A 22,414-nucleotide genomic window follows, 5' to 3' on the forward strand; every position below is an offset into this window, starting at 1 on the left:
AGCTTTTCTTTCATCGTACTGCGCGGTGCGGTCCGCGGGCGCACGGCTTGCGTCAAAGCTTGATCAATTCGTTATAAGAACCCACCGACTTCTTGATTTTCTGGTATCAGAGGCCTTGCCAGGATGATAAATTACAGCGGCGGCCAGTCCGTTCAAAAAAGGAACTTGACATGAACAAGTGGGTGAAACGCACCAGCTTCGTGCTGGTATCGCTCGCGCTGATCGGCGTTGGCACCGTCGTGGGCGGCAAGGCGGAAGGCGAGCGCAAGGTGGCCCGCAAGATCGCGCTGACGGTCGCGCCGGTGACGATGCGCTCTGACGCGGCCACGATCGACCATGGCCGCTACCTGTTTACCACCCGCGGCTGCGCCGACTGCCATGGCGCCAACGGCGGCGGCATGACGGTGCTCAAGGAAGGGCCGATGCTGGTGATCTCGCCCAACATCACCGCCGGCGCCAACAGCGTCACCGCCGAGTACCGCATCGAGGACTGGGTGCGCACCGTTCGCCACGGCGTCAAGCCGAGCGGCAACCCGATCATGATCATGCCGAGCGAAGACTACAACCGCCTCACCGACGACGACATGGCGGCATTGATCGCCTACGCCAAGTCGTTGCCGCCGGTCGCCGGCAGCACCCCGGTGGTGCAGCTGCCGACCGCAGTCAAGGTGCTGTATGCGTTCGGGGTAGTCAAGGACGCGGCCGAAAAGATCGACCATGCACTGCCGCCGGCGCAACCGGTGGCGGCCGCCATCTCTGTCGAGCACGGCGCCTACGTGGCCAATACCTGCATCAGCTGCCACGGCGCGCGCCTGAGCGGCGGCAAGATTCCGGGCGGCCCGCCGACCTGGCCGGCCACGGCCAACCTGACGCCGGGCAAAGGCAGCGTGATGCCGCGCTACCCGACGCCGGAAGTGTTCATCGCCACGCTGCAAAGCGGCCGGCGCCCGGACGGCAGCGCCATCAGCCCGGTGATGCCAATCAATTCATTCAAGGAAATGAACGAGACGGACCTGCGCGCGCTGTATGTGTATCTGAAGAGCTTGCCGCCAGTGGCGTTCGGCAACCGCTGACGCCTGGCGTACAACTCCGGCGCCAGCGCGGGAAAGACGGCTCGTAGCGTTGCGGTGTGCAAGTTCGATCCGGGCCCGCACGCGCCGATCGGCCCGGTGTTGTCGCGACTGCTACCAATCTTGCAAATAAAGTAGAATCAGCGGTTTGGTCCGCTGCTTCTTTCATGCTCACCGTCATCGCCCCCTCCTCCTACTGCGCCGTCGTCACCGAAGTCAAAGCGCTGTGGCGCCTGTCCTGGCCGATGCTGGTCGGCCAGCTCGCCACCGTCGGCATGGGCGTGGCCGACGTCGCCATGACCGGCCACGTCAGCGCCGCCGAACTGGCCGCCGTGTCGCTCGGCGCATCGGTATGGTCGATCGTGCTGGTCACGGTGATGGGCGTCATGATGGCGATTAACACCGTCGTCGCCCACGAGATCGGCGCCGGCAACCACCACCTGATTCCGCATTCGGTGCGCCAGGCGCTGTGGAAGGGTCTCGGCGTAGGCCTGCTCGCGTGCGCTGCGGCCAACCTGGCCACGCTGCTGTTTGACCATATCGGCCTTGACCAGGACGTCAACGACAGCGCCTCGATGTTCGTGCACGTGATCAGCCTCGGCATGCCGGCGTTCGCCTGCTACCGCGCGCTGTATGGCTACACCACCAGCATCAACCAGACCAAGCCGGTGATGGTCATCGCCATCGTCGGGCTGCTGTTCAACATCGTGGTCAACTGGCTGCTGGTGTTTGGCAACCTTGGCATGCCGAAGCTGGGCGGGGTCGGCTGCGCGGTGGCAACCGCGGTCGGCATGTGGCTGATGCTCGGCGCCATGGTGGGCTGGGTGCGGGTCGCGCCCGCCTACGAGCAGACCTATCCGTTCACCCACTGGGAGTGGCCGAACTGGCCCGAGATTGCCGGCATGCTCAGGCTTGGCGTACCGATCGGCGTTACCTACTTTGCCGAAGTGAGTGCGTTTGGCGCGATCAGCCTGCTCGTGGCGCGCTTTGGCGTGGTGCAGGTGTCGGCGCACCAGATCGCGCTCAATTTTTCCTCGCTGGTCTTCATGGTGCCGCTCAGCTTCGGCATCGCCCTGATCACGCGGGTCGGCCAGTCGCTCGGCGAAGGCGATCCGCACAAGGCGCGCTTCGTGTCGTGGGTCGGCGTGTGGATGTCGATCGCGTTTGGCGTCGTCTCGGCCGCGTTCATCGCGTTGTTCCGATGGGAAATCGCGCGCGCCTATACGTCCGACCCGGCGGTGCAGGAACTGTGCGTGCAGCTGCTGCTGTTCGGCGCCCTGTTCCAGTTGTCGGACGCGACCCAGGTGGCGACGTCGAGCGCGATCCGCGGCTACAAGGTGACGCGCCAGCCGATGGTGATCCAGCTGGTAGCGTTCTGGATCTTCTCGCTGCCGCTGGGCGTCGTGCTCGGGCTGGCGCCGGCGTGGCTGCCGTGGGCGCCGCGCGCGCCGATGGAAGTGTACGGCTTCTGGATCGGCCTGGTGCTGGGGCTGACGGTCGCCGCCGTCCTGCTGACGCTGGCGCTGAAAAAGCTGGCCAACCGGCGCGTGCTGGGCGTTGCGCGCCGCCCTTGAACTCCGGTGTCAGGTTTGCGCGGCGGGCATTTTGATGCCCGTAATTACAGCGTTTTGCGATGGACTCTGGTATCTTCTCCGAGTTGTTCCAGTTCAACCTCCACTTCGAGACAATCCATGCGTTTTATCCTCTGTTTTTTAGCCGCATTGTCGGCCGTTCCCGCATCTGCCGAGCGGCTGACACTGGACCGTATCCACGCCGACCCGGCGCTGGCGGGACCGGGCATGCGCAACCTGCGCGTGTCGCCTGACGGCGAACGCATCACGTTCCTGCGCGGCCGTGCCGACAACCAGTTCCAGCTGGACCTGTGGGAATTCAACATGAAAGACCAGACCGCGCGCCGCCTGGTCGACTCGAAAGTGCTGGTGCCGAACGAATCGATTTCGCCCGAAGAGCAGGCCCGCCGCGAACGCGCGCGCACGGCCAGCCTGAACGGCATCCTGACGTACAGCTGGTCGCCGGACGGCAAGCAGCTGCTGGTGCCGATCGGCGGCGACCTGTACCTGATCGACGCGGCCCGCCCTGACGCGCCGCGCAAGGTCGCTTCCGGCAACGTGGCCGATCCGAAGATCTCGCCGAAAGGCCGCTACGTGTCGTTCGTGCGCAACCAGAACCTGGTGGTGATCGACTTGACCACCGGCGCCGAGAAGCAGCTGACGACCGACGGCAAGGGCACGGTCCACAACGGCGAAGCCGAATTCGTGGCGCAGGAAGAAATGGGCCAGCGCACCGGCTACTACTGGGCGCCGGACGACTCCGCCATCGCCTACAAGCGCTTCGACGAGGCGCAGGTGCCGGTGGTGCGCCGCTTCGAGATCTTTGCCGACCGCACCGACGTCGTCGAGCAGCGCTACCCTGCCGCGGGCGACCCGAACGTGATCGCCGAACTGATGATCGTCTCGCCGGCCACCGGCGTGCAGCGCAAGGTCGACATCGGCGCCGACAAGGATATCTACCTGGTCCGCGCGGACTGGAGCGCCGACAGCAAGCAGTTGCTGTACCAGCGCCAGACGCGCGACCAGAAGCGCCTCGAGCTGATATCCGTCGACGCCGCCACCTTGGCGCAGCGTACCGTGTTGACGGAAACGTCGACTACCTGGGTCAGCATCCATGACGACCTGCGCTTCCTGAAAAACAAGCAAGGTTTCCTGTGGACGTCGGAACGCAGCGGCCGCAATCACCTGTACCACTACAGCATGGACGGCAAACTGCTGCGCACCCTGTCGAGCGGCGAATGGGGCATCGACGCGATCGCCGCGGTCGACGAGAAAAACGGCCGCGTGTTCGTCTCGTCGAACCGCGACAATGTCGTCGACAAGCAGATCTATTCGCTCGCGCTCGACGGCAGCAACGCCGCCAAGCCGGTGCGCATCACCAAGACCGACGGCTGGCACGACGCCACGTTCGCCCGCAACGGCGAAGTGTTCGTCGACACCTTCTCCGATCCGTCGACGCCGCCGCAGATCTCGATCCGCCGCCCGGACGGCTCGATGGTCGGCTGGCTCGAGCAGAACGAACTGAACGACACGCACCCGTACGGCAAGTACAAGGCGGACCACCTGGCCACCGAATACGGCACCCTGAAAGCGAACGACGGCCAGGCGCTGTACTACTCGCTCATCAAGCCGAGCAACTTCAATCCGGCCAGGCGTTATCCGGTCTACCTGTCGACCTACGGCGGCCCGCACGCGCAGCACGTGGCGCGCAAGTGGGGCAACCTGTTCGACCAGTACATGGCGCAGCAGGGCTTCGTCGTATTCCGCCTGGACAACCGCGGTTCGTCGCGCCGCGAGCGCGCCTTTACCGACGTCATCTACAAGGAACTGGGCAAGCACGAAGTCGAGGACCAGCTCACCGGCATCGACTGGCTCGGCAAGCAAAGCTTCGTCGACGCCAGGCGCATCGGCGTGTTCGGCTGGAGCTACGGCGGCTTCATGAGCCTGCGCCTGCTGTCGGCCGCGTCCGACAAGATCGCGATGGGCGTGTCGGTTGCGCCAGTGACGGACTGGGCACTGTACGACACCCACTACACCGAGCAGTTCGTCGGCGCCACGCCAAAGTCCGACGCCGAGGCCTACAAGAAAAGCGGCGTGTTCGCCCACCTCGATGGCCTGAAGTCGCCGCTGCTGCTGGTGCACGGCATGGCCGACGACAACGTGTTGTTTACCAACACCACGCGCCTGATCGATGGCCTGGTCAACCGCAACATCAAGTTCGACCTGATGACGTATCCGGGCGCCAAGCACGGCATTTCGTCGCGCGCCGGCCAGCGCCACGTGTACGGCACCATCGAGGCTTTCTTCAAGAAAAACCTGCAGCCATAAACGCCGCAGCAAAAAAACTGCAGTATGAAAAACTGCAGTACAAATAGAAACAGCCGCGATATCGCGGCTGTTTCTATTTGCTACCACTTATCCGGTGCGGGACCAGATCAGTTGGTCGCGTCCTTGATGACTTCTTTGGCATCGCCGAACTTTTCCTGCGTCTTGCCTTCGACCTGGTTTGCCAGGCCTTTGGCCTGCTGCTCGGTGCTACCGACCAGCTTGCCAGCTTCTTCTTGAATCTTGCCGCCGATGTCTTGCAGTTTGCCGTTGACTTGGTCTTTGTTCATGATGAGCTCCTTGGGAAAGCGCGTGGCAGGATCGCCATGCAGTGAAGCCAGAATATCCGCCGCGCGCCTGGCGGTCTGTGCGGAAGCGAACCATAGCTCATCAATTGGCTCGACCTTACGAAATATCAAACAACCTTCATTCTCATCGGTCACGGCGCGAACGGCTGGCTCTAACGATCAATACCCATAATCGATAGGAGGTTGTCATGACCCACTTGGCCAGATGGACATTGCCGATCGCTGCCTGCGCCGCACTACTCGCGGCCTGTGGCGGTGGAGGCGGCGGCGGCGGCGCGTCACCGCCACCAGTGGTCTCGCCCGGACCGGTGGTCGCTACGGTCAACGTCGCGGCCGCGTGGCGCGATTACCTGACCGTGGCGCACAGCTGGAAAATGGCAGGCAAAGGCAGCGACGGGCGCGCCTACGAACTGGCGGTCGACATGAAGCCCGGGCCCACCGCCACTTTCGCCATGACCGGATCGAGCGGCCAGACGGTCGACCAGTCGGTGCGCTTCACCATCAACGGCGCCACCAACGTGACCAACGGCGCGCTGTACTTCACCAACGACACTTTCATCGGCGAGGCCAGCACCGACGGCTCCTGCGCGCCGGCGCGCGGGGCGATCGCGGCGCTGCCGGCGGCGGCCAGTGTCGGCCAGCAGGGCGACCTGTTCGTACTCGACGGCTACGCCGGCTGCAAGGTCACCGGGCAGCGCCTGGGCTCGACGGCATTCAGCTGGTCGGTGGAAGAAGACGCGGGCGTGACCCTGTTCTGCATCACGTCGAAGCAGACCAATGCCGAAGGCGCCAACATCGGCGGCGAAGTCGACTGCATTGAAGCGAGCGCGGGAGGAACCCTTGGCAACCGGGCCAAGTTCACCATCAGCCGCGCGGATGGGCAAAGTCTTGGCGGACGCAATTACTAGCGATGGCGTCCAGCAAAAAAACAGCCGCGACAGGATCGCGGCTGAATTTGTAACGACAAGCTGATCAGCGATTGCCGCGGGTGCTGTCCCGGATGACTTCCTTGGCGTCGCCCGCTTTCTCCTGCAGCTTGCCCTCGGCCTGATTCGCCAATCCCTCGGCCTGCTGCTTGTTGCTGCCTACTACCTTGCCGGCTTCCTCCTGGATTTTGCCACCGATGTCTTTCGCCTTGCCTTTGACCTGGTCCTTGTTCATGGCGCTACCTCACTTCGTGGATGAGCAATCACGATAAGACGATCCAGGCATCATTTCTGTTCGGTACTTCACATATTACTTGCGCCACACACTCGCCAGCCACGGCTGCTCGTCGCGCGGCAGATTCGGCGGGCGGTAGTAGTGATGCACGGCGGAAAATTTAGCGGCAATCATGAACCGCTCCCAAGTTTCATAATCGTAATAACTGCCGTAGCGCGGGCCGTTCCAGCCCTCCTCGTTGTCGCCGCGCGGGTTTGAACTGAACAGCACGCCACCGGGTTTCAGCGCCGCGTACAGGTCGGCCAGCACCTTCGGCAAGGCGCGGCTCGGTATGTGAAACAGTACCGCGTTGGCGAAGATGCCGTCGAACATTTCGGCGGGCAAGTCGAGGTGGACGAAATCCTGCTGCCACACCTCGCAGCCGCTGTAGGCGCGCGCCATCGCGACGAACTCGGCGGAGCCATCGACGCCGATGGCGCGGTGGCCCAGCGCGCTGAACGTCTTCAGGTCGCGTCCCGGCCCGCAGCCGAGGTCGAGAATGGTGAAAGGCGGCGTCGCCCCGATCGCGCCGAGCAGCGCATCGATGTTCTGCGTGACGTCGTGGTCGATGGTGCCGTTGAAAAATTCGCGCGCGTGGCCGTCGTAATAGTCGAGGGTGCGGCGGGTGATGTTGTCGATGTTGTCGGTCATGTCGGGGCGCAGTGAGCGGACCGCGCGGCACATGCCGCGCGATCCCGAGCATCACATTACCAGACGCGCACGCGTTCCGCCGGCGCCAGGTACAGCTTCTGGCCAGGCTGCACGTTGAACGTGTCGTACCAGGCGTCGACATTGCGCACGGTCGCGGCGCGGTACTGCGACGGCGCGTGGCCATCCGTCATGACGATGCGGCGCAGTTGCGCCTCGCGCATCTTGCTGCGCTCGCTGTGGGCGAAGCCGAGGAAGAACGCCTTGTCGGCATCGGCCGGCGCCGGCTTGCCGGCCAAGGTGGCGCGGTAGGCGTCGTAGGCAGCCGACAGGCCGGCCAAGTCGGCCAGGTTCTCCGACAAGGTCAGGTTGCCGTTGACGGCCAGGTCGGGGAACGGCTTGTAGGCGGAATATTGCGCCGCCAGCTTGGCCGACGCTTTCTTGAAATACTCCATGTCTTGCTTGGTCCACCAGTCGCGCAGGCGGCCCTGGGCGTCGAACTGGGCGCCCTGGTCGTCGAAGCTGTGGCTGATTTCGTGGCCGATCACCGCGCCGATGGCGCCGTAGTTGGTGGCGTCGGACGCCTTCGGATCGTAGAACGGCGGCTGCAGGATCGCCGCCGGGAACACGATGGCGTTTTGCAGCGGCATGTTGACGGCGTTGACCAGTTGCGGCGGCATCGACCATTCGGTCTTGTCGACTTTCTTGTTCAGCTTGGCCAATTGCTGCGCGGTGTGAAATTCCTCGGCGCGCACGACGTTGCCGAATGCATCGCCCGGCAGCACTTTGAGGGCGGCGTACGAATCCCAGCGATCCGGGTAGGCAACGCCGACATACAGCGTCTTCAGCTTTTGCTGCGCCTGGGCGCGGGTGGCCGGCGCCATCCAGTCAAGCTTGTCGACGCGCTTGCTGAACGCTGCGATGATGTTGGTGACCATCTGGCGCACGCGCGTCTTGTCTTCGGCGGCGAAGTAGCGCTCGACATAGACCTTGCCGACCGACTGGTCGAGCGCGGTATTGGTGGCGCCGAGCGCGCGCTTCCAGCGTGGCGACTGCTCCGGCGTGCCCGACAGTGCTGTGCCGTAGAAGGCGAAGCGCTGGTCGACAAAGGCCTTCGACAGGTGCGGCGCGAAGTGGTTGATCTGGTGGAACGCCAGGTAGTCCTTCCAGCTGGCCAGGTCGGCGCTGGCGACCAGCGCCGCTTCACCCTTGACGGCGCCCGGATGCCAGACGATGAACTTGCCCTGCCCGCCCAGGCCGGCGCTCTTGAAGAAAGCCGGCCAGTCGATGCCGGGCGCGTTGGCGGAAAAGTCCTTCAAGGTCCACGTGTTGTTGCCTTTTTGGACATCGGCCGAATCTTCCCGCGTGGCGTGCGACTTGGCGATCGCCATTTCCAGTGCGAACACTTTCGCGGCGCGCGCATCGCTGTCGGCGTAGCCGGCCAGCTTCAGCATCGCGGCGATATGCTGCTGATACTTGACGCGCAGCTCCGCCATGCGCGTGCTGTCGGTCAGGTAGTAGGCGCGGTCAGGCATGCCGAGGCCGCCCTGCAGCAGGTACGGCGTGTTGCGCGACGGATCGGTCAGGCCCTGGGCCACCCACACGCCGAAGACATTCTCGGTGAAGAAGTTGGTATTGTTGAGCGGGTCGACGTCGGCGCGCACCGACGCGCCGAGCGCGCGCGTCAGTTCGGCCTTGTCGCGGATGGCGTCGATCTTCGCCAGAATTGGTTTGAGCGGCGCGGCGCCCTTCGCTTCGATCGCCGCCTCATCCATGTAGGTCTGGTAGAACGCGGCAACCTTCTTCGCTTCGGCGCTGGCTTTCTTGTCGGCGTTAATCGTGTCGAACATCTTGACGATGCGCGCGTTGGTGTCCTCGGCGATGGCGGCGAATGCGCCCCAGCTGCTGCGGTCCGCAGGTATCTCGGTCTTGTCGAGCCACTCGCGGTTGGCGTAGGTAAAGAAGTCGTCGCCCGGCAGCAGCGCCATGTTCGCTTGTGCCTGGGGCGCGGCGGCAGGCGTGCTTTGTGCAAAGGCAGGCGACGTGAAGAAGGCGGCGCTGCAAAGGGCGGCGCTGCAAAGGGCGACGCTGACGGCGGTCTTGATGGGAGTCCAGCTGGTTTTCATGATGTCCTTTTCCGTAAGAGATGACTTTTATTTGAGTGCGGCGCGCACTTGCGGCAACAGCCGCGCTTTAAGTGCGGCGCGGATGCGGATGCCGTTGCCGATCCGCTGCGCTTCGACCAGCGCGTCCGGACCGAAGTGTTGCTTGACGAACGACTCCATCTTGTCGGCATCGGCCTCCTTCGTCGAGCTGGCTACGATACCCGAAAACGCGCGGTTCTGGCTCATCGCATCCGTGTCCTTGGCCAGCGCCTCGCGGTTGGCGACGGCGAAGTCCCAGGCCTGGTCGATGTGGCCATTGCCGGCCACCATCGGCGCCATCATCGTGGTTACCTGCGGCGGCAATTGCCGCGACAACGACAGCTGCAGCGTGCGCGCGCTCAGCGCCGGATCGCGCGCGCTTGCCAGCGCCCCGCTCAGGCGGTTGCGTTCCTCGGTGCTTTGCGTTTGCAGCACGCGCGCGGTGAGCGCATCGTAGGTGGCCTGGTCGGCGCTGCGGCCGGCGCCGCGCACGACGAAGTCGATCATCGACGGGCTGACGCTGGCCGGATCGGCCAGGTAGCGCGCAAAGCGGCTGCGCGCCTGGGCGACGGCGGCGGGGTCGCCGGCGCGCTCGAGCATGCCGGCCAGGCGCGAGCGCAGCTGGCGGTCTTCCGCCGGCTCGCCGGCCCGCTCGTCCCAGCCGAGCTTGGCGAACTTCGGGCTGACGAGCGCGATGATGAAGCGGTACACCTGCGCCTGCTCCGGCTCGCCGGCGGTCAGGCGCTCGAGCGTGCCGAGGTTGTCGAGGATGCCGCTCCATACCGCGAAGCGCGGCTCGTCGCCGTAGCGCGAGATCAGCTTGACGTAGCTGTCGAGCTGCATGCGGCCGGCCATCACCATGCCCCAGGCGTCGCTTTGCAATTTGAGGCGCGTGGTGTCGGTCAGCTTGCCGGCCTGGTTGGCCAGCGCGTCGAACGACGCCTGGTCGTATTGCACGCGGAAAAAGCCGACGCTGGCCGGATCGACCACCAGGGTGCCGTCGCAACTGCCCTGCATCACCGTCGTGCTTGGGCCCGACAGCAAGGTGTAATACGCCTTGCCGTTGACGGTGCCGACCTGCACCGGCACGTTCCACAGGCGCTTTTGTGTGGCCGGCTCGTCGAGGCGGAACTGTTCCTGCGACAAGGTCACCTTGCGCTTGCCGCCCTCGCACGCCTGTTCCACCTTCACCAGCGGAAAGCCCGGCTGGGTCGTCCAGTCGGAAGCCAGTTTCTCAACCGGCTTGCCAGATGCTTTTTCCAGCGCAATCCACAGGTCGGCACTGGTGGTGTTGGAATACTGGTGCCTGGCCATGTACGCGCGGATACCCTTGCGGAACGGCTCCTCGCCGAGGTAGGCCTCGAGCATGCGCAGGAAAGCCTGGCCCTTGCCATAGGTAATCGCGTCGAACGCGTTGGCCGCTTGCGCCTCGTTAAGGATCGGCGTCTGGATCGGGTGCGTGGTCTTGCGGGCGTCGAGATTGAGCACCGACTCGCGGTCGACCTGGTCGTCGAGGAAAGGCCGCCACTCGGGGTGGAAGTGCTCGGTGGCCTTGCCTGCCATCCAGGAGGCGAAGCCTTCGTTGAGCCACAGGTTGTCCCACCACGCCATCGTCACCAGGTTGCCGAACCACTGGTGCGCCACTTCATGCGCGTTGACCTTGAATGTCAGCTGGCGCGTGCTTTCGGTGCTGGTCTTCGGGTCAAACAGCAGCGCGGCGTCGTTATAGACGATGCCGCCCCAATTTTCCATCGCGCCATTGAAGCCGCCCGGAATGGCGATCTGGTCGAGCTTGGCGAGCGGGTATGGCACGCCGAAGTAATTGTTGTAGTAGCGCAGCACGTCGCGCGTGACCGCCATCGGGTAGGCCGCCGAACCGAGCTTGCCGGCGGTGGTGACGATGCCGAGGTCGACGCCGTCTTGCTTGCCGACTAGCCTTTCGAGCTCGCCGGCGACCAGCACCACCAGGTAGCTTGGCATCTTTGGCGTGACGCCAAACGAGAAGCGCTGCAGGCCGCCGTCGAGCTTTTCGAGCTTTTCGACCGGCGTGTTGGAATAGGCCTTGAAGCTGGCCGGCACGTCCACCGTCAGCTTGAAGGTGGCGCGAAACGACGGCTCGTCCCAGGTCGGCAGCAGGCGCCGCGCGTCGGTCGGCTCCATCGTGGTGGCGATCATCTTCTTGTCGGCGCCGCCCACTTTGTAATCCATGTGGAACATGCCGCGCGCCTCGCGGTTGATCAGGCCGTGGAATTTAAGCGCCAGCTTGTAGCGTCCCGGCGCCAGCGGCCGCGTCAGGTCGAAGCTGAGCGTTTCCTGCGCCTTGTCGAGCTGGGGCGTGAGCTTGATCTCGCCGATGTCGCGGCCGGACAGGCTGGCGCTGTCGATCTCGAGGTTGACGGCGTTGAGCATGATCTTCGAGGTCGCGCTGAGCACGTCGATTTCCACCGTCTGCGCGCCGAGGAAGGTGTTGTCGGCAATATTAGGCACCAGGTGAGCGGCGTACTGCACCGGCACCACGTCTTTCGGCAGTTTGCCGGGCGTGGCGGCGAATTTGTACGGCGCCTCGGCATGGGCGGCGAGGGCCGCCACGGCGAGCGCGGCAGCACCGGCAAGGTGCTTGGGTTGAAAATGTCTCATGAAGATCCTTTTCTTGTTCTGGTCGATGACGGTGGCGTACGCGCCGAGCATGCACTGTAGGGAAAGCGCGGCAGCGCCGGGCGACAAATGCGACGAACTGCATAGACATGGGGCAGAACGTCGAAACCGCGGAATGGCCGTTGAACGGCGTGGCGAATCGGCTAAGGTTTCTTTCCCGCGTAACAAATTGAAATAATTTTTTGATTAATTTCAAAAAAAACCTAAAGTTGTGCTCAGGCGCACCGTTATGTAGGGACACGCGGTGATCCGCTCTAATTTTTTAGCTGGTGTAATGATGACATCCAACGACGTTCTCTCGATGTACGAAAACCTTGCAGGGCTGACAGCAAAGATGTCGCTGGCAGCACAGGCAGGTGATTGGAACGCGCTTTCCAACATGGAACAGCAGTGCGCCAGCCACGCCGCGGCCATCGACAGCGGCGTGCCGGCCCTGTCGGGCGCGCCACGGATGCGCAAGATCGACCTGCTCAAGCAGATCATGGCCAACGACCGCGCAATCCGCGACGCGACCGAGCCATGGATGGGCCAGCTGGAAAAGGCGATGGCCGCCCACTGAGCACCAGATACATAAAAAAAGCGCCCCGCGGGGCGCTATTTTTATGCCGGTTCCTGGTGGAACCCGCTGAATGGGGGAGAGCGAACACCAGGTATCTCCTGGTGTCGCCTCGTGCCGGTTGCATCCGGCGTCCGCGAGCACATCGTTGGCCCAACAGACCGCTTCCGGGACAGGCGTTTCTTCAACGTTCATCTGCTTGCCGCGCCACACTATCGTTGGTGGCTGCGCCAGATCCTTGCCGCGTTTTTTGTGTTCCCTCAGGAGCACGGAAATAAGTATAGCGCAAAAAGCAAGCTTGTGTAGACAAGCGTGTGCGCGCCTCTCTTTTTAGCAACATTTCCTAAAAATTATCCTGCGGCGGGCTCTTCTGCAGTGGTCAGGCTGAACTCGTTCTTGGCTGGCAGCAGCCGGTTCTTGACGCTGGCGATGAAGCCCAGGCCGACTTTCGCCTGCGGCTTCACCTTGGTCGCGTTGCGTTTGCGCGTCAGTAACAGTAACAGCAAGCCGATCAGCACGAACACGACGGCGCCGGCCACGCCGATGAACAACCACGGCGTCGAGCCGGCTGGCTTGGCCTCCGGCGCACCCATTGGGGTCAGCTTGGACGGCAGTGGCTTTGGCGCAGCCGTCGCCACGGCGGGCGCCGCCACGGCCGGCACCAGGGCGCCGGCCTGCATCGCCACCGTCAGGCGCTTGACTTTCTCTTCGAGATCGAGAATCTGGGTCTTCAGCGCGACGTTCTTGGCGTCGAGCGCGGTACAGCTAGCGATCTGGGCGGCGCTAAATTGCGCGACGCAGGCAGCCGGCGCGACCGGTGAAGCAGCGCGCAGGATCGGCGCGACGATTGGCGCACGCACCGGCGGCGGCGGCGGCGCCGCCGCCGCGATCACCTCCGCCGCAGGCGGCGGCGCCGGGCTTGGATCGGCCTTCAGCCACAAGGTCACCTGGCGTACCGAGCGCTGGCCGTTTTCGATCAGCTCGAAAAACACGTTGACCAGCTCCGACTCGACCCGGCGCGGCGAGGAAATGCGCAGGTAGCGCTTGCCCTCGCGCTGGATGACGGAAATGCTCGCTCCCGTCAGCGCCGGATGCATGGCGATGTTGGCGCCGCGGTAGACGTCCATGTCGGCCAAAGCCGCCTGCAGCGGCGCCTTGTCATTCTCCATCCCGTTCAGCTCGATGTCGGCCGACAAGGGCTGGCCGATGTGCGAGCGCACCCGCGTCTCTCCCAACTCGACCGAATGCGCGCCGGCGGAGGCAAGCAAGGCAAGAAAGGCAAGGACGGCGTAAGGGCGTTGACGCATATAGTTGGACTCGATCGGCTGGTAATTGTTGGATGTCAAAATCGGCACTCCCAGCGTCGTTAACGGAGCGTTGGAGTAAACTCTTTAATACTATCCTCACCAAGAACAGGAATCGAGCATGGAAAGCAGAATCGAAAAGGACAGTTTCGGGCCGATCGAGGTGCCTTCCGCTCGTTTATGGGGGGCGCAGACGCAGCGCTCGCTCGAACACTTCCATATTTCGTCGGAGCGGATGGCGCCCGAACTGATCGCCGCGCTGGCCCAGGTCAAGCGCGCCGCGGCCGCCGTGAACCGGTCGCTCGGCCTGCTCAAGGACGAACCGGCCGCCGCCATCATCGGCGCCGCCGACGAAGTGCTGGCAGGGCAACATCCGGACGAGTTTCCGCTGGCCGTCTGGCAGACCGGCTCCGGCACTCAGACCAACATGAACATGAACGAAGTGCTGGCCAACCGCGGCTCCGAGCTGATGAACGGCGCACGCGGCGAAGGCCGCCTGCTGCATCCGAACGACCAGGTCAACCTGGGCCAGTCGTCGAACGACATCTTCCCGACGGCAATGCACGTGGCGGCGGCGGGCGCCGTCGCGCAGGCACTGCTGCCGGCGCTGGCGAAGCTGCGCGCCACGTTCGAAGGCAAGGCGCGCCAGTTCGCCGACATCGTCAAGATCGGCCGCACCCACCTGCAGGACGCAACGCCGCTGACCCTGGGCCAGGAGTTCTCCGGCTATGTCGCCCAGCTCGAGTATGCCGAGCAACTGATCCGCGGCGCCCTGCCCGGCCTGCTGCTGCTGGCCGCCGGCGGCACCGCGGTCGGCACCGGCCTGAACGCCCATCCCGATTTTGCCAACCGCATCGCGGCCGAACTGGGGTCGCGCACCGGCCTGCAGTTCAAGACGGCGCCGAACAAGTTTGCCGCGCTGGCCGGCCACGACGCACTGGTGGCCGTCCATGGCGCCATGAAAACCTTGGCCACCGCGCTGATGAAAATTGCCAACGACGTGCGCTGGATGGCATCGGGACCGCGCTCCGGGCTGGGCGAAATTACCATCCCGGAAAACGAGCCGGGCAGCTCCATCATGCCGGGCAAGGTCAATCCGACCCAGTGCGAGGCGCTGACGATGCTGTGCTGCCAGGTGTTCGGTAACGACGTCGCCATCACCATCGGCGGCGCTTCCGGCAACTTCGAACTGAACGTCTTCAAGCCGATGATCGCGCATAATTTTCTGCAAAGCGCCCGCCTGCTGGCCGACGGCATGCGCTCGTTCGACGATCACTGTGCCCATGGCATCGAACCGAACCGCACCCGCATTGCCGAGCTGATGGAGCGCTCGCTGATGCTCGTCACCGCGCTGGCGCCGCACATCGGCTACGACCGCGCGGCGCAGATTGCGAAACTGGCACAGCACGACGGCACCACGCTGAAGGAAGCGGCGCTGCAGCTTGGCTTTGTGACCGAGCAGCAATTCGACCAGTGGATTGTGCCGCTCGAGATGACCCGGCCCGGGCCGGGATAAAATCCTCGCGCGTGTTGCGCACTGTGCGTTATCGAACGATCATTTAATTTTTACAAGGATAAGATGCAAAAACTTACTTTCGAACTGAATTCCGAATTTGTCGAAGTCAACCAGCTGCTGAAGTTATCCGGCCTGGTCGACAGCGGCGGCGCCGGCAAGAACCTCGTTGCCAGCGGCGCGGTGTCGGTCGACGGCAAAAAGGAATTACGCAAGACCGCGAAAATCCGCGCCGGCCAGACCGTCAGCGTGGGCGACGTGCGCATTAGCGTGATTGCCGGAAATGCCGACGGCGCCTGACATGCGCGGCGGCAGTACAAAGGTAAAATGCAGGCGAGCGGTTCCTGTCATTTGCGTGGACACAAAATGACCTGGCCTTGCTTGCTTATATCATAAGACGTGATCAACCGGCCCCTAAGGTGACCGCCATGAATAGGCCCGAACACAGCCCGCAAACCCAGGTACGACTCATCGGCGACTTGCGCCTGGTGATCGATAACGCTGAAGAACTGCTGAAAAGTACCGATCGGTACACCAGCCAGCTGTACCAGAGCGCGCGCGCCAAGCTGGCGCTGGCCCTGTCGGCGGCGACCGAAGAGCTGGCCCGTTTCGAGGACGCCCAGCTCGAACGCATGATCCTTGCCGCCGAGGCATCTAGCGCCCGGCACGGCGATAAAAGCGGCGAAGCGCGCGTGTTCCGCGCATTTCACTGAAACGCGGCTGCTTGCAAGTCCGCGCGGCGCCCTGACGGCGCCGTTTTCAATTCGCAACATAACCGAATTCTTCACCAGTAGCGCGACTGCCAATAAAAAAGCCGGCGCTTCCAAAGGAAGATGCCGGCTTCGATGCGGCGTGTCTTTATCAGGCAGTGGTGTTGATCTTGCTGCCCAGGTGAGCCGGCAGGTTTTGTGGGGCTGGCACGGCCGTGATCGAGTTGATCAGTTGGGCGGCGGTCGAGCTTTCGATCTGCTGCGCCTTCTTCAGGACCGCAATGCCGACCTCCTGCTTGGTGCCGGTCTCGGCAATGCTGCTTGCCAGTTTGGCCATTCCTGCAATATCCATGTCGGTCTCCATTTGATGGGCTATCCATTCTTAACGGACGCCTTCGAGGAAACTTTAGGATCGCGCGGCAACAACACCAGCAAGCCACTCGAGCACTTGGTCGGGCCGGTTCAGGTCCAGCCAGGACAACCGCGCCGGCGCCGTGTCCGGACGCGGCGCATCCGATGCCACGGCGACAACGTTTGCATCCTCGATGAACAGCGCCGGCTTGCCCAGCGCGGGCCGGTACACTTCGAGTTTGTCGACCGCTTCCCACTTGTAGCCTTCGACCAGGGTCAGGTCGGCCGGCGCCAGGCGCGCCACCAGGTCGGACAGTGCCGGCTCGGCGGCCCCGCGCAGTTCGCGCACGACCGACAAGCGGAACGGCGACGCCAGCATCACCTCGGCGGCGCCGGCCATGCGCAGGCGCGCGCTGTCCTTGCGCGGCGGCTCGAGCAGCACATCGTGGTGGCTATGCTTGATGACGTTGACGCGCAGCCCGCGCGCGGCCAGTTGTGCGATCAGGTATTCCAGCAGCGTCGTCTTGCCGCTGCCGGACCAGCCGACCACGGCGACGATGGGATCAGTACGGGACTCGATAGCGGTATCCATTGAAATTCATGACGGCCTCCTTCGGCAACAGCTTCTCGAGCACCAGCCCGGGAGCGACTTCCTCGCCTTCGCGGCGCAGCGCCTTGTCGATCAACAGCAGGCGGTCGGCCGGGTTCTTCGAGTACATGTAGCCGCCGAAGGTCAGCGGCGGCACCGTGCGCTGGATCGCCTCGGGCAGCTCGCGCAGCGTCGGCAAGCGCTCGTCGTCGGCCGCGGACGGCGCCGGCGCGGCGGCCTTTGCAGGCGCCGGCGCGGTCACCGGCAAGGCGGCCTTCACCGAAGCCGGCGGTGGCGAACGTGGAGCGGCACGCGCCGGCTCCGGCGAAGAAGGCGGCACCATTGCCAGCGGGGGCGCGACGGCGGCCATCGCCGGCGGCGGCGCCGCGACCGCTGCCACCGGCGGCGGCGTCGCCGCCAGCACCGCCACGGCCGGCGCCGGAACGGCCGACATCAGGCGCCAGGCCAGCAGCGCCAGCGCCAACGCCAGTGCGGCGGCCGACAGCGCGATCCAGACTGGCCGCCGGCTCGACCGGCCATCGGCCCGCGGCGCCGCGCCGACCGCGATCGCGTTGATCGTCGGCGCGCTGCCCAATTGCCGTTCGGCCTGCGACTTCTTCAGCGCTTCCAGAATATACGACATCTTATTTCCCCTGCCCGTTAGCCGCCAGCAGGCGCGGTTCGGCCACGCCGCTCAGCTGCGACAGCCGCATCCACGTGCGTGGTCCGGTCACGCCGTCGGCCTTCAAATGCTGCGCGGCCTGGAATTCGCGCAGCAGCTTGCGCATGCGAGCGTCCAGCGGCTGGTCCGCTTGCGGCGCCGCGATGCCGTTCAACTGCGCCAGGCGCGCCCCGATCCAGTCGACGTCCGGGCCGCTCAAGCCGAGCGCCACCTGGTCGCGAAAGCCGCGCGGCGCGGTCCAGAAGGTGGAGAACTCGCCGTCGAAGCGCGCCGCCAGCGCCGCCACGCCAAGCGTGTGCGGCTTGCCGTTCACGCGCAGCGTCGCCGTATTGTCGTCGAGCGCGGTAAGCACCGCGTAGCCGACTTGCCGGCCGTCGTGCAGCGTGAGGATGGCCGGCCGATCGAGCAGGCGCAGTTCGTACAGGCTGCCCTTGCCCTGGTAGCAGCGCAGGTTCAGCTTCAGCGCGGCCTGGCAAGGCTCGCCCGCCGGCAGCGGCTTGCCCCACAGGCCGCCCAGTTCGCGCAGCGCGTCGCTGCTGCTGGCGTAGGCAGGCGTCACGGCAGGCGCAGGCGGCGGTGTTTTGACCGCCGGCGCCGGCGCGGCCTTCGCCGCCACGGTCGGCGGCGCCGCGGTTTTTTGCGGCATCAGCTGCCACGCGGCGGCGCCACTGACGGCGGCGCCGGCCAGCAGCGCGGCGCCAACCAGCGGCCAGCGGCGCGCCGGCGCTTGCGGGCCGGCGACGACGGCGAACACTTCGCCGGCCGCCTTGCGCACGATGGCGCGCGTGACCACGCTGCTGTTTTCGACATAGGCGCCAAGCAGCGCGCGGTCGCACAGCAGGTTGATCCGGCGCGGCACGCCTTTGGTGAGGCGGTAGATCGTGCCCATCAGCGCGCGCGGGAACGGCGACGCCGCCCCAGCGCCGGCCACCGCCAGGCGATGCGCGACGTAGCTGGCGGTCTCGCTTTCGGTCAGCGAGCCAAGGTGATAGCGGGCGATGACGCGCTGCGCCAGCTGTTCGAGCTCGGGCCGCGCCAGCATCGCGCGCAGTTCCGGCTGGCCGATCAGGATAATCTGCAGCAGCTTGCGCTCGCTCGTTTCGAGGTTGGTCAGCAGGCGCAGTTGTTCGAGCACGTCGGCCGACAGGTTCTGCGCCTCGTCGATCACCAGCACGTTGTTCTGGCCCTGCGCGTGGCTCTCGAGCAGGTAGCCGTTGATGGCGTCGACATAACTCTTGACGCTGACGGCGCCGGCGCCGGGCGCGGCCAGCACGATGCCGAATTCGTCGCAGATCGACAGCAGCAGCTCCTCGACCGACAGCTTCGGATTGAAGATGTAGGCAAGCTTGCAGTTGGCCGGAATCTGCTCCATGAAGCAGCGGCACACGGTGGTCTTGCCGGCGCCGATTTCGCCCGTCAGCAGGACGAAGCCACCGCCGCTGCCGACCCCGTACAGCAGGTGCGCCAGCGCCTCGCGATGGCGTTCGCTCATGAACAGGTAGCGCGGATCGGGCGCGATCGAAAACGGCGGCTGCTTCAGGTTGAAGTATTGCGTGTACATGGATTCCCTAGCGCGCCACGGGCAGCGGCTTGTACTTGGCGCAGTAGATTTTCGACTTGTCGTTGAAGTAGACGATCTGGCTGCCCGGGCCGGAGGCGCGCACCGGGAATGCCGAGCCGTCCAGCGCGCGGTGACGGGTGCCGACGGCGGCGCGGATCGCTTCCTCGAGCTTGTCGGGCGGACTCAGTGTGACGGCGCCGATGAATACGAGCTCGCTGGTGTCGTCGCTGACGACGATGTCGGTGACCGTCGCGCCCCACAAAGTGCCCTCGGTCTTGAACCAGAACGCGCCGCCTTCGTGCTTGTAGGACGGGCCGAAAGCGCTCGACAGGTAGGAGTAGAAATAGGCGTTATCGAGGTGACTGCGGCACAGCACCGCGTTGCCGATCACCGGGCCGAAGGTGGACGGCAGCGGACCGGCGCCGGCCGGCGGCGGCGCGGCGAGCCACAGCAGCGCCGCGGCGAGGGCCGCGCGCGCTGCTGTGGTTCCCGGGCCGGCGTGCTGGCGCATCGATATGCGGCGCGATTACTGGCGCGAGCGCTCTTCTTTCTTGACCTTCTTGGCTTCCTTCTTTTCCTTCATGGTCTTGGCCGGTTCCTTCTTGGTCTCTTTTTTGTTGTCTTGTGCTTTGGTCATGGCAGGCTCCTGGTTTTTGCGTAGGTGGGTATCGCCTCCATTATGACACCGCACGGCGAGCCGACGCCATTAATACCGCAAACGCTAGCCCTGCGCGCCGCGCGCGCCGCTGCTGCGAAAGGCGCCGCGGTGCTCGTCGAGCCAGCGCTCGGACAGCTGCCGGTTATCGTGCTGCCACGGATGGAACGACGGCGCCAGGTAGCGCAGCGACGGCAGCAGCAGGTGCCAGAAGATGCCGTCGCGTCCCAGCCAGGTGCGGCACGCGCTGATCCAGGTGCGCGCCTTCCACAGCTGGCCGTCGCGCCGCAGGTTGTCGGCGGTTTGCCAGAAGATGTCGAAGGCAAGGAAGAAGCTGGCCTGCATATACACCAGCACCCGCGGCACGTAGCGCCCGCCGATGGCGCGATAGACGTCGATGGCGACGGCCTTGTGCTCGTTCTCCTCGGCCGCGTGCCAGCTCCATAGCAGGTGCATGTCCGGTTCGGCGCCTTCCATCCAGCTCGGCAGCGCCAGCACGCCGTCGGCCAGCATGGCCGTGTAGTGCTCGATGGCGCAGGTGGCCGCCACCCGGATTTCCGGGCCGGCGCGCGACACCCGCTGCAGCCGCCGGCCGATGCTCGGCCCGCACACGAACACCAGTCCCTGCGCCGCCAGCACGCGGTTGTACTGCGCGTGGACGAAACGGTGGCTGGCCTCCTGGCCGATGAATTCGCGAATCTCGGCGCGCATGGCGGGATCGGGCAGCATCGCCTCGGGGATCGCACGCACGCTGTCGATGAACGATTGTTCGCCGAGCGGAAAAGTCATCGACAGTGCATTGAACAACTGGGTGCGGTATGGATCGCCGCCCAGCCAGTGGCGGCCGAAGCCTTTCGACAGGTCGACGTTGAGCTTGCGCACCGTGAGCGTGGCCATGGCTTGCCTCGAAGGGAAGTTAAGTGACGAATATTGTTGCGACTTCCTTAACTATACACGCGCGGTGGACGACCGCATGCGCCGTCGGGGCTAAGCGTCAGGCAGCCACGGGTCGCGCTCCGGATGGGGGAACTGCGCGTTCATGAAATCGACGAAGCTGCGCACCTTGGCCGACAGCAGGCGCCGGCTCGGGTACACCATGCGCACCGACAGGTCGCCCAGGTGGTGGCCGCGCAGCAGCTGCACCAGCCGCCCGCTTTCAAGGTCGCCTTCAAGCGTGAACGACGAGCGCACCATGATGCCCATGCCGGCCAGCGCCGCCTGGCGCAGCACGGCGCCGCTGTTCGACACCATGCGGCTGACGATCGGCACATTGATCTGCTGGTTGTCCCACTCCACCGGCCACGAATGGCGCAGCTGCTCGAAGGCGAAATTGAGGCAGTCGTGCTGCGACACTTCGGCCGCCGTGGCCGGCGCGCCGCGGCGCGCGATGTAGTCGGGCGAGGCGCACAGCACCACGCTCGACGTGGCCAGCCGGCGCGCGATCATGCTGGCGTCGAATTTTTGCAGGCCGATGAAGATGCCGACGTCGAAGCCCTCCTCGACGAGGTCGACCGCGTGGTCGGCCAGCGTGACGTCGAGCACGACGTCGGGCATCGACTGCGCGTAGAGCGGCAGCAGCATGGCCAGCTGCGACTGGCCGAAGCCGGGGTGGCAGTAGATGCGCAGCGTGCCGCTCGGCTTGCGCGAACTCGATGACGCCAGCGCGTCGGCGTCGTCGATGTCGGACAGGATCTGGCGCACCCGTTCCAGGTACTGCTGGCCCGTTTCGGTCAGCGACAGGCGCCGCGTCGTGCGGTTGAGCAAGCGCGTGCCCAGGTGCGCCTCGAGGTCGGCGACATTGCGCGTGACCACCGTGGCCGACATCTCCAGCGCTTCGGCGGCGCGCGCAAAGCTGCCCTGCTCGACGACTTTGGCGAACACGCGCATCGATACCAGCCTGTCCATCCGCCACTCCTTGTTCATTATTGCGAATTCCGCAATTATCTATTGCGATTATTCGCCTTTTTTGCGGAACATGCAATGCGTACACTGGATTCATTGGCTCACCGATAACCGCAACAGGAGAAACACCATGACCGTTCAAAAATTCCTCGCCGCCGCCGCCGTGTTCGTTGCCGCAGGTTCCGCGTTTGCCGCCGACGCCACCGTCGCCGCCCCGGCGGCCGCCAGCGCCGCCTCGGCCGTACTGGCCGCCAACCTGAACCTGCCGGTCGTCAGCATCACCAAGAACGCCGGCGCCACCCGCGCCGAAGTGCGCGCCGAGGCAGTCCAGTTCGTCAAGAACCACAAGACCGCCCTCGCCGTCCAGCTCGAGCAGTACAAGAACTAACTGCCCCGGGGGTCAGTGCCGACAATCGGACACGGCCCCATCCGTCGCACGCTGCCCTTTGCTGCCGCCAGGCGAGCAAAAGATCGGCCTGCGGCGGCACTGTCATTGTGATAATGTGAGCGGCGGCGTGCCTTCAGGGCGCGCCGCCGCTCTGCCATCGTGCCTAACTGCCCCGGGGGTCAGTGCCGACAATCGGACACGGCCCCATCCGTCGCACGCTGCCCTTTGCTGCCGCCAGGCGAGCAAAAGATCGGCCTGCGGCGGCACTGTCATTGTGATAAT

At 64.9% G+C, this 22,414-nt stretch carries 22 protein-coding genes; 9 read left to right on the top strand and 13 right to left on the bottom strand.

The window, feature by feature from the left end:
- Positions 1-170 precede the first annotated feature (170 nt).
- From ACP7DD_RS17760 to ACP7DD_RS17770, 3 genes are all read left to right on the top strand, one after another.
- Positions 171-1,073, top strand: a complete 903-nt coding sequence (locus ACP7DD_RS17760) for a c-type cytochrome (protein WP_426176122.1) — start codon at positions 171-173, stop codon at positions 1,071-1,073.
- 164 nt (positions 1,074-1,237) lie between these two features.
- Positions 1,238-2,644 (top strand): MATE family efflux transporter, encoded by a 1,407-nt coding sequence (locus ACP7DD_RS17765; protein WP_426176123.1) that lies wholly within the window; start codon positions 1,238-1,240, stop codon positions 2,642-2,644.
- A 117-nt stretch (positions 2,645-2,761) separates the two neighbouring features.
- Positions 2,762-4,969, top strand: coding sequence for a S9 family peptidase (locus tag ACP7DD_RS17770; RefSeq protein WP_426176124.1), 2,208 nt, complete (start codon positions 2,762-2,764; stop codon positions 4,967-4,969).
- Between the two features lie 107 nt (positions 4,970-5,076).
- Here the strand turns inward: ACP7DD_RS17770 and ACP7DD_RS17775 are convergent, their stop codons facing one another.
- A complete protein-coding gene (locus ACP7DD_RS17775) occupies positions 5,077-5,256 on the bottom strand; it encodes a CsbD family protein (protein WP_426176146.1) in 180 nt (59 codons plus the stop codon).
- Positions 5,257-5,462: 206 nt separating this feature from the next.
- Here ACP7DD_RS17775 and ACP7DD_RS17780 point away from each other — a divergent pair, with 206 nt between their 5' ends.
- Positions 5,463-6,182 carry a hypothetical protein gene (locus ACP7DD_RS17780; RefSeq protein WP_426176125.1) on the top strand — a complete coding sequence of 240 codons (720 nt, stop codon included), beginning with the start codon at positions 5,463-5,465 and terminating at the stop codon, positions 6,180-6,182.
- A 64-nt stretch (positions 6,183-6,246) separates the two neighbouring features.
- Here the strand turns inward: ACP7DD_RS17780 and ACP7DD_RS17785 are convergent, their stop codons facing one another.
- The 4 genes from ACP7DD_RS17785 to ACP7DD_RS17800 form a co-directional block, all read right to left on the bottom strand.
- Positions 6,247-6,435, bottom strand: a complete 189-nt coding sequence (locus ACP7DD_RS17785) for a CsbD family protein (RefSeq protein ID WP_426176126.1) — start codon at positions 6,433-6,435, stop codon at positions 6,247-6,249.
- 75 nt (positions 6,436-6,510) lie between these two features.
- A complete protein-coding gene (locus ACP7DD_RS17790; RefSeq protein WP_426176127.1) occupies positions 6,511-7,125 on the bottom strand; it encodes a class I SAM-dependent methyltransferase in 615 nt (204 codons plus the stop codon).
- A gap of 56 nt (positions 7,126-7,181) precedes the next feature.
- A complete protein-coding gene (locus ACP7DD_RS17795; protein ID WP_426176128.1) occupies positions 7,182-9,248 on the bottom strand; it encodes a M13 family metallopeptidase in 2,067 nt (688 codons plus the stop codon).
- A 27-nt stretch (positions 9,249-9,275) separates the two neighbouring features.
- Complete coding sequence (locus ACP7DD_RS17800; protein ID WP_426176129.1) at positions 9,276-11,903, bottom strand: M1 family metallopeptidase; 2,628 nt, start codon at positions 11,901-11,903, stop codon at positions 9,276-9,278.
- 295 nt (positions 11,904-12,198) lie between these two features.
- Between ACP7DD_RS17800 and ACP7DD_RS17805 the strand changes: the two genes are divergently transcribed.
- A complete protein-coding gene (locus ACP7DD_RS17805; protein WP_426176130.1) occupies positions 12,199-12,480 on the top strand; it encodes a flagellar protein FliT in 282 nt (93 codons plus the stop codon).
- A gap of 347 nt (positions 12,481-12,827) precedes the next feature.
- Here the strand turns inward: ACP7DD_RS17805 and ACP7DD_RS17810 are convergent, their stop codons facing one another.
- Positions 12,828-13,784: a type IV pilus assembly protein FimV gene (locus tag ACP7DD_RS17810; protein ID WP_426176131.1), complete on the bottom strand. Its 957-nt coding sequence runs from the start codon at positions 13,782-13,784 to the stop codon at positions 12,828-12,830.
- Between the two features lie 118 nt (positions 13,785-13,902).
- Here ACP7DD_RS17810 and fumC point away from each other — a divergent pair, with 118 nt between their 5' ends.
- From fumC to ACP7DD_RS17825, 3 genes are all read left to right on the top strand, one after another.
- Positions 13,903-15,297 carry a class II fumarate hydratase gene (gene fumC, locus ACP7DD_RS17815; RefSeq protein WP_426176132.1) on the top strand — a complete coding sequence of 465 codons (1,395 nt, stop codon included), beginning with the start codon at positions 13,903-13,905 and terminating at the stop codon, positions 15,295-15,297.
- Between the two features lie 63 nt (positions 15,298-15,360).
- Positions 15,361-15,594, top strand: a complete 234-nt coding sequence (locus tag ACP7DD_RS17820; RefSeq protein ID WP_426176133.1) for an RNA-binding S4 domain-containing protein — start codon at positions 15,361-15,363, stop codon at positions 15,592-15,594.
- A gap of 128 nt (positions 15,595-15,722) precedes the next feature.
- The gene (locus tag ACP7DD_RS17825; RefSeq protein WP_426176134.1) at positions 15,723-16,007 is read left to right on the top strand and encodes a DUF883 family protein; all 285 of its coding nucleotides are present in this window, start codon (positions 15,723-15,725) and stop codon (positions 16,005-16,007) included.
- Positions 16,008-16,155: 148 nt separating this feature from the next.
- Here ACP7DD_RS17825 and ACP7DD_RS17830 read toward each other — a convergent pair whose 3' ends face one another.
- The 7 genes from ACP7DD_RS17830 to ACP7DD_RS17860 all read right to left on the bottom strand — a co-directional run bounded on the left by ACP7DD_RS17830 (position 16,156) and on the right by ACP7DD_RS17860 (position 21,747).
- Entirely contained in the window at positions 16,156-16,356 is a 201-nt protein-coding gene (locus ACP7DD_RS17830) for a YjfB family protein (RefSeq protein WP_426176135.1), read from the bottom strand.
- A gap of 54 nt (positions 16,357-16,410) precedes the next feature.
- Entirely contained in the window at positions 16,411-16,947 is a 537-nt protein-coding gene (mobB, locus tag ACP7DD_RS17835; protein ID WP_426176136.1) for a molybdopterin-guanine dinucleotide biosynthesis protein B, read from the bottom strand.
- A complete protein-coding gene (locus ACP7DD_RS17840; RefSeq protein WP_426176137.1) occupies positions 16,919-17,587 on the bottom strand; it encodes a general secretion pathway protein GspB in 669 nt (222 codons plus the stop codon). Before ACP7DD_RS17840 ends, mobB begins: the two co-directional genes overlap by 29 nt.
- A gap of 1 nt (position 17,588) precedes the next feature.
- Positions 17,589-19,187, bottom strand: a complete 1,599-nt coding sequence (locus ACP7DD_RS17845) for an AAA family ATPase (protein ID WP_426176138.1) — start codon at positions 19,185-19,187, stop codon at positions 17,589-17,591.
- 7 nt (positions 19,188-19,194) lie between these two features.
- Positions 19,195-19,698 (bottom strand): hypothetical protein, encoded by a 504-nt coding sequence (locus tag ACP7DD_RS17850; RefSeq protein WP_426176139.1) that lies wholly within the window; start codon positions 19,696-19,698, stop codon positions 19,195-19,197.
- A gap of 210 nt (positions 19,699-19,908) precedes the next feature.
- Positions 19,909-20,739, bottom strand: a complete 831-nt coding sequence (locus ACP7DD_RS17855) for a metal-dependent hydrolase (RefSeq protein WP_426176140.1) — start codon at positions 20,737-20,739, stop codon at positions 19,909-19,911.
- 90 nt (positions 20,740-20,829) lie between these two features.
- Positions 20,830-21,747 (bottom strand): LysR family transcriptional regulator, encoded by a 918-nt coding sequence (locus ACP7DD_RS17860; protein ID WP_426176141.1) that lies wholly within the window; start codon positions 21,745-21,747, stop codon positions 20,830-20,832.
- Positions 21,748-21,874: 127 nt separating this feature from the next.
- Between ACP7DD_RS17860 and ACP7DD_RS17865 the strand changes: the two genes are divergently transcribed.
- Positions 21,875-22,132, top strand: a complete 258-nt coding sequence (locus tag ACP7DD_RS17865; protein ID WP_426176142.1) for a hypothetical protein — start codon at positions 21,875-21,877, stop codon at positions 22,130-22,132.
- Positions 22,133-22,414 lie beyond the last annotated feature (282 nt).

This window comes from Massilia sp. TWR1-2-2, from assembly GCF_049897565.1.
Taxonomy (GTDB): domain Bacteria; phylum Pseudomonadota; class Gammaproteobacteria; order Burkholderiales; family Burkholderiaceae_D; genus JAFCUW01.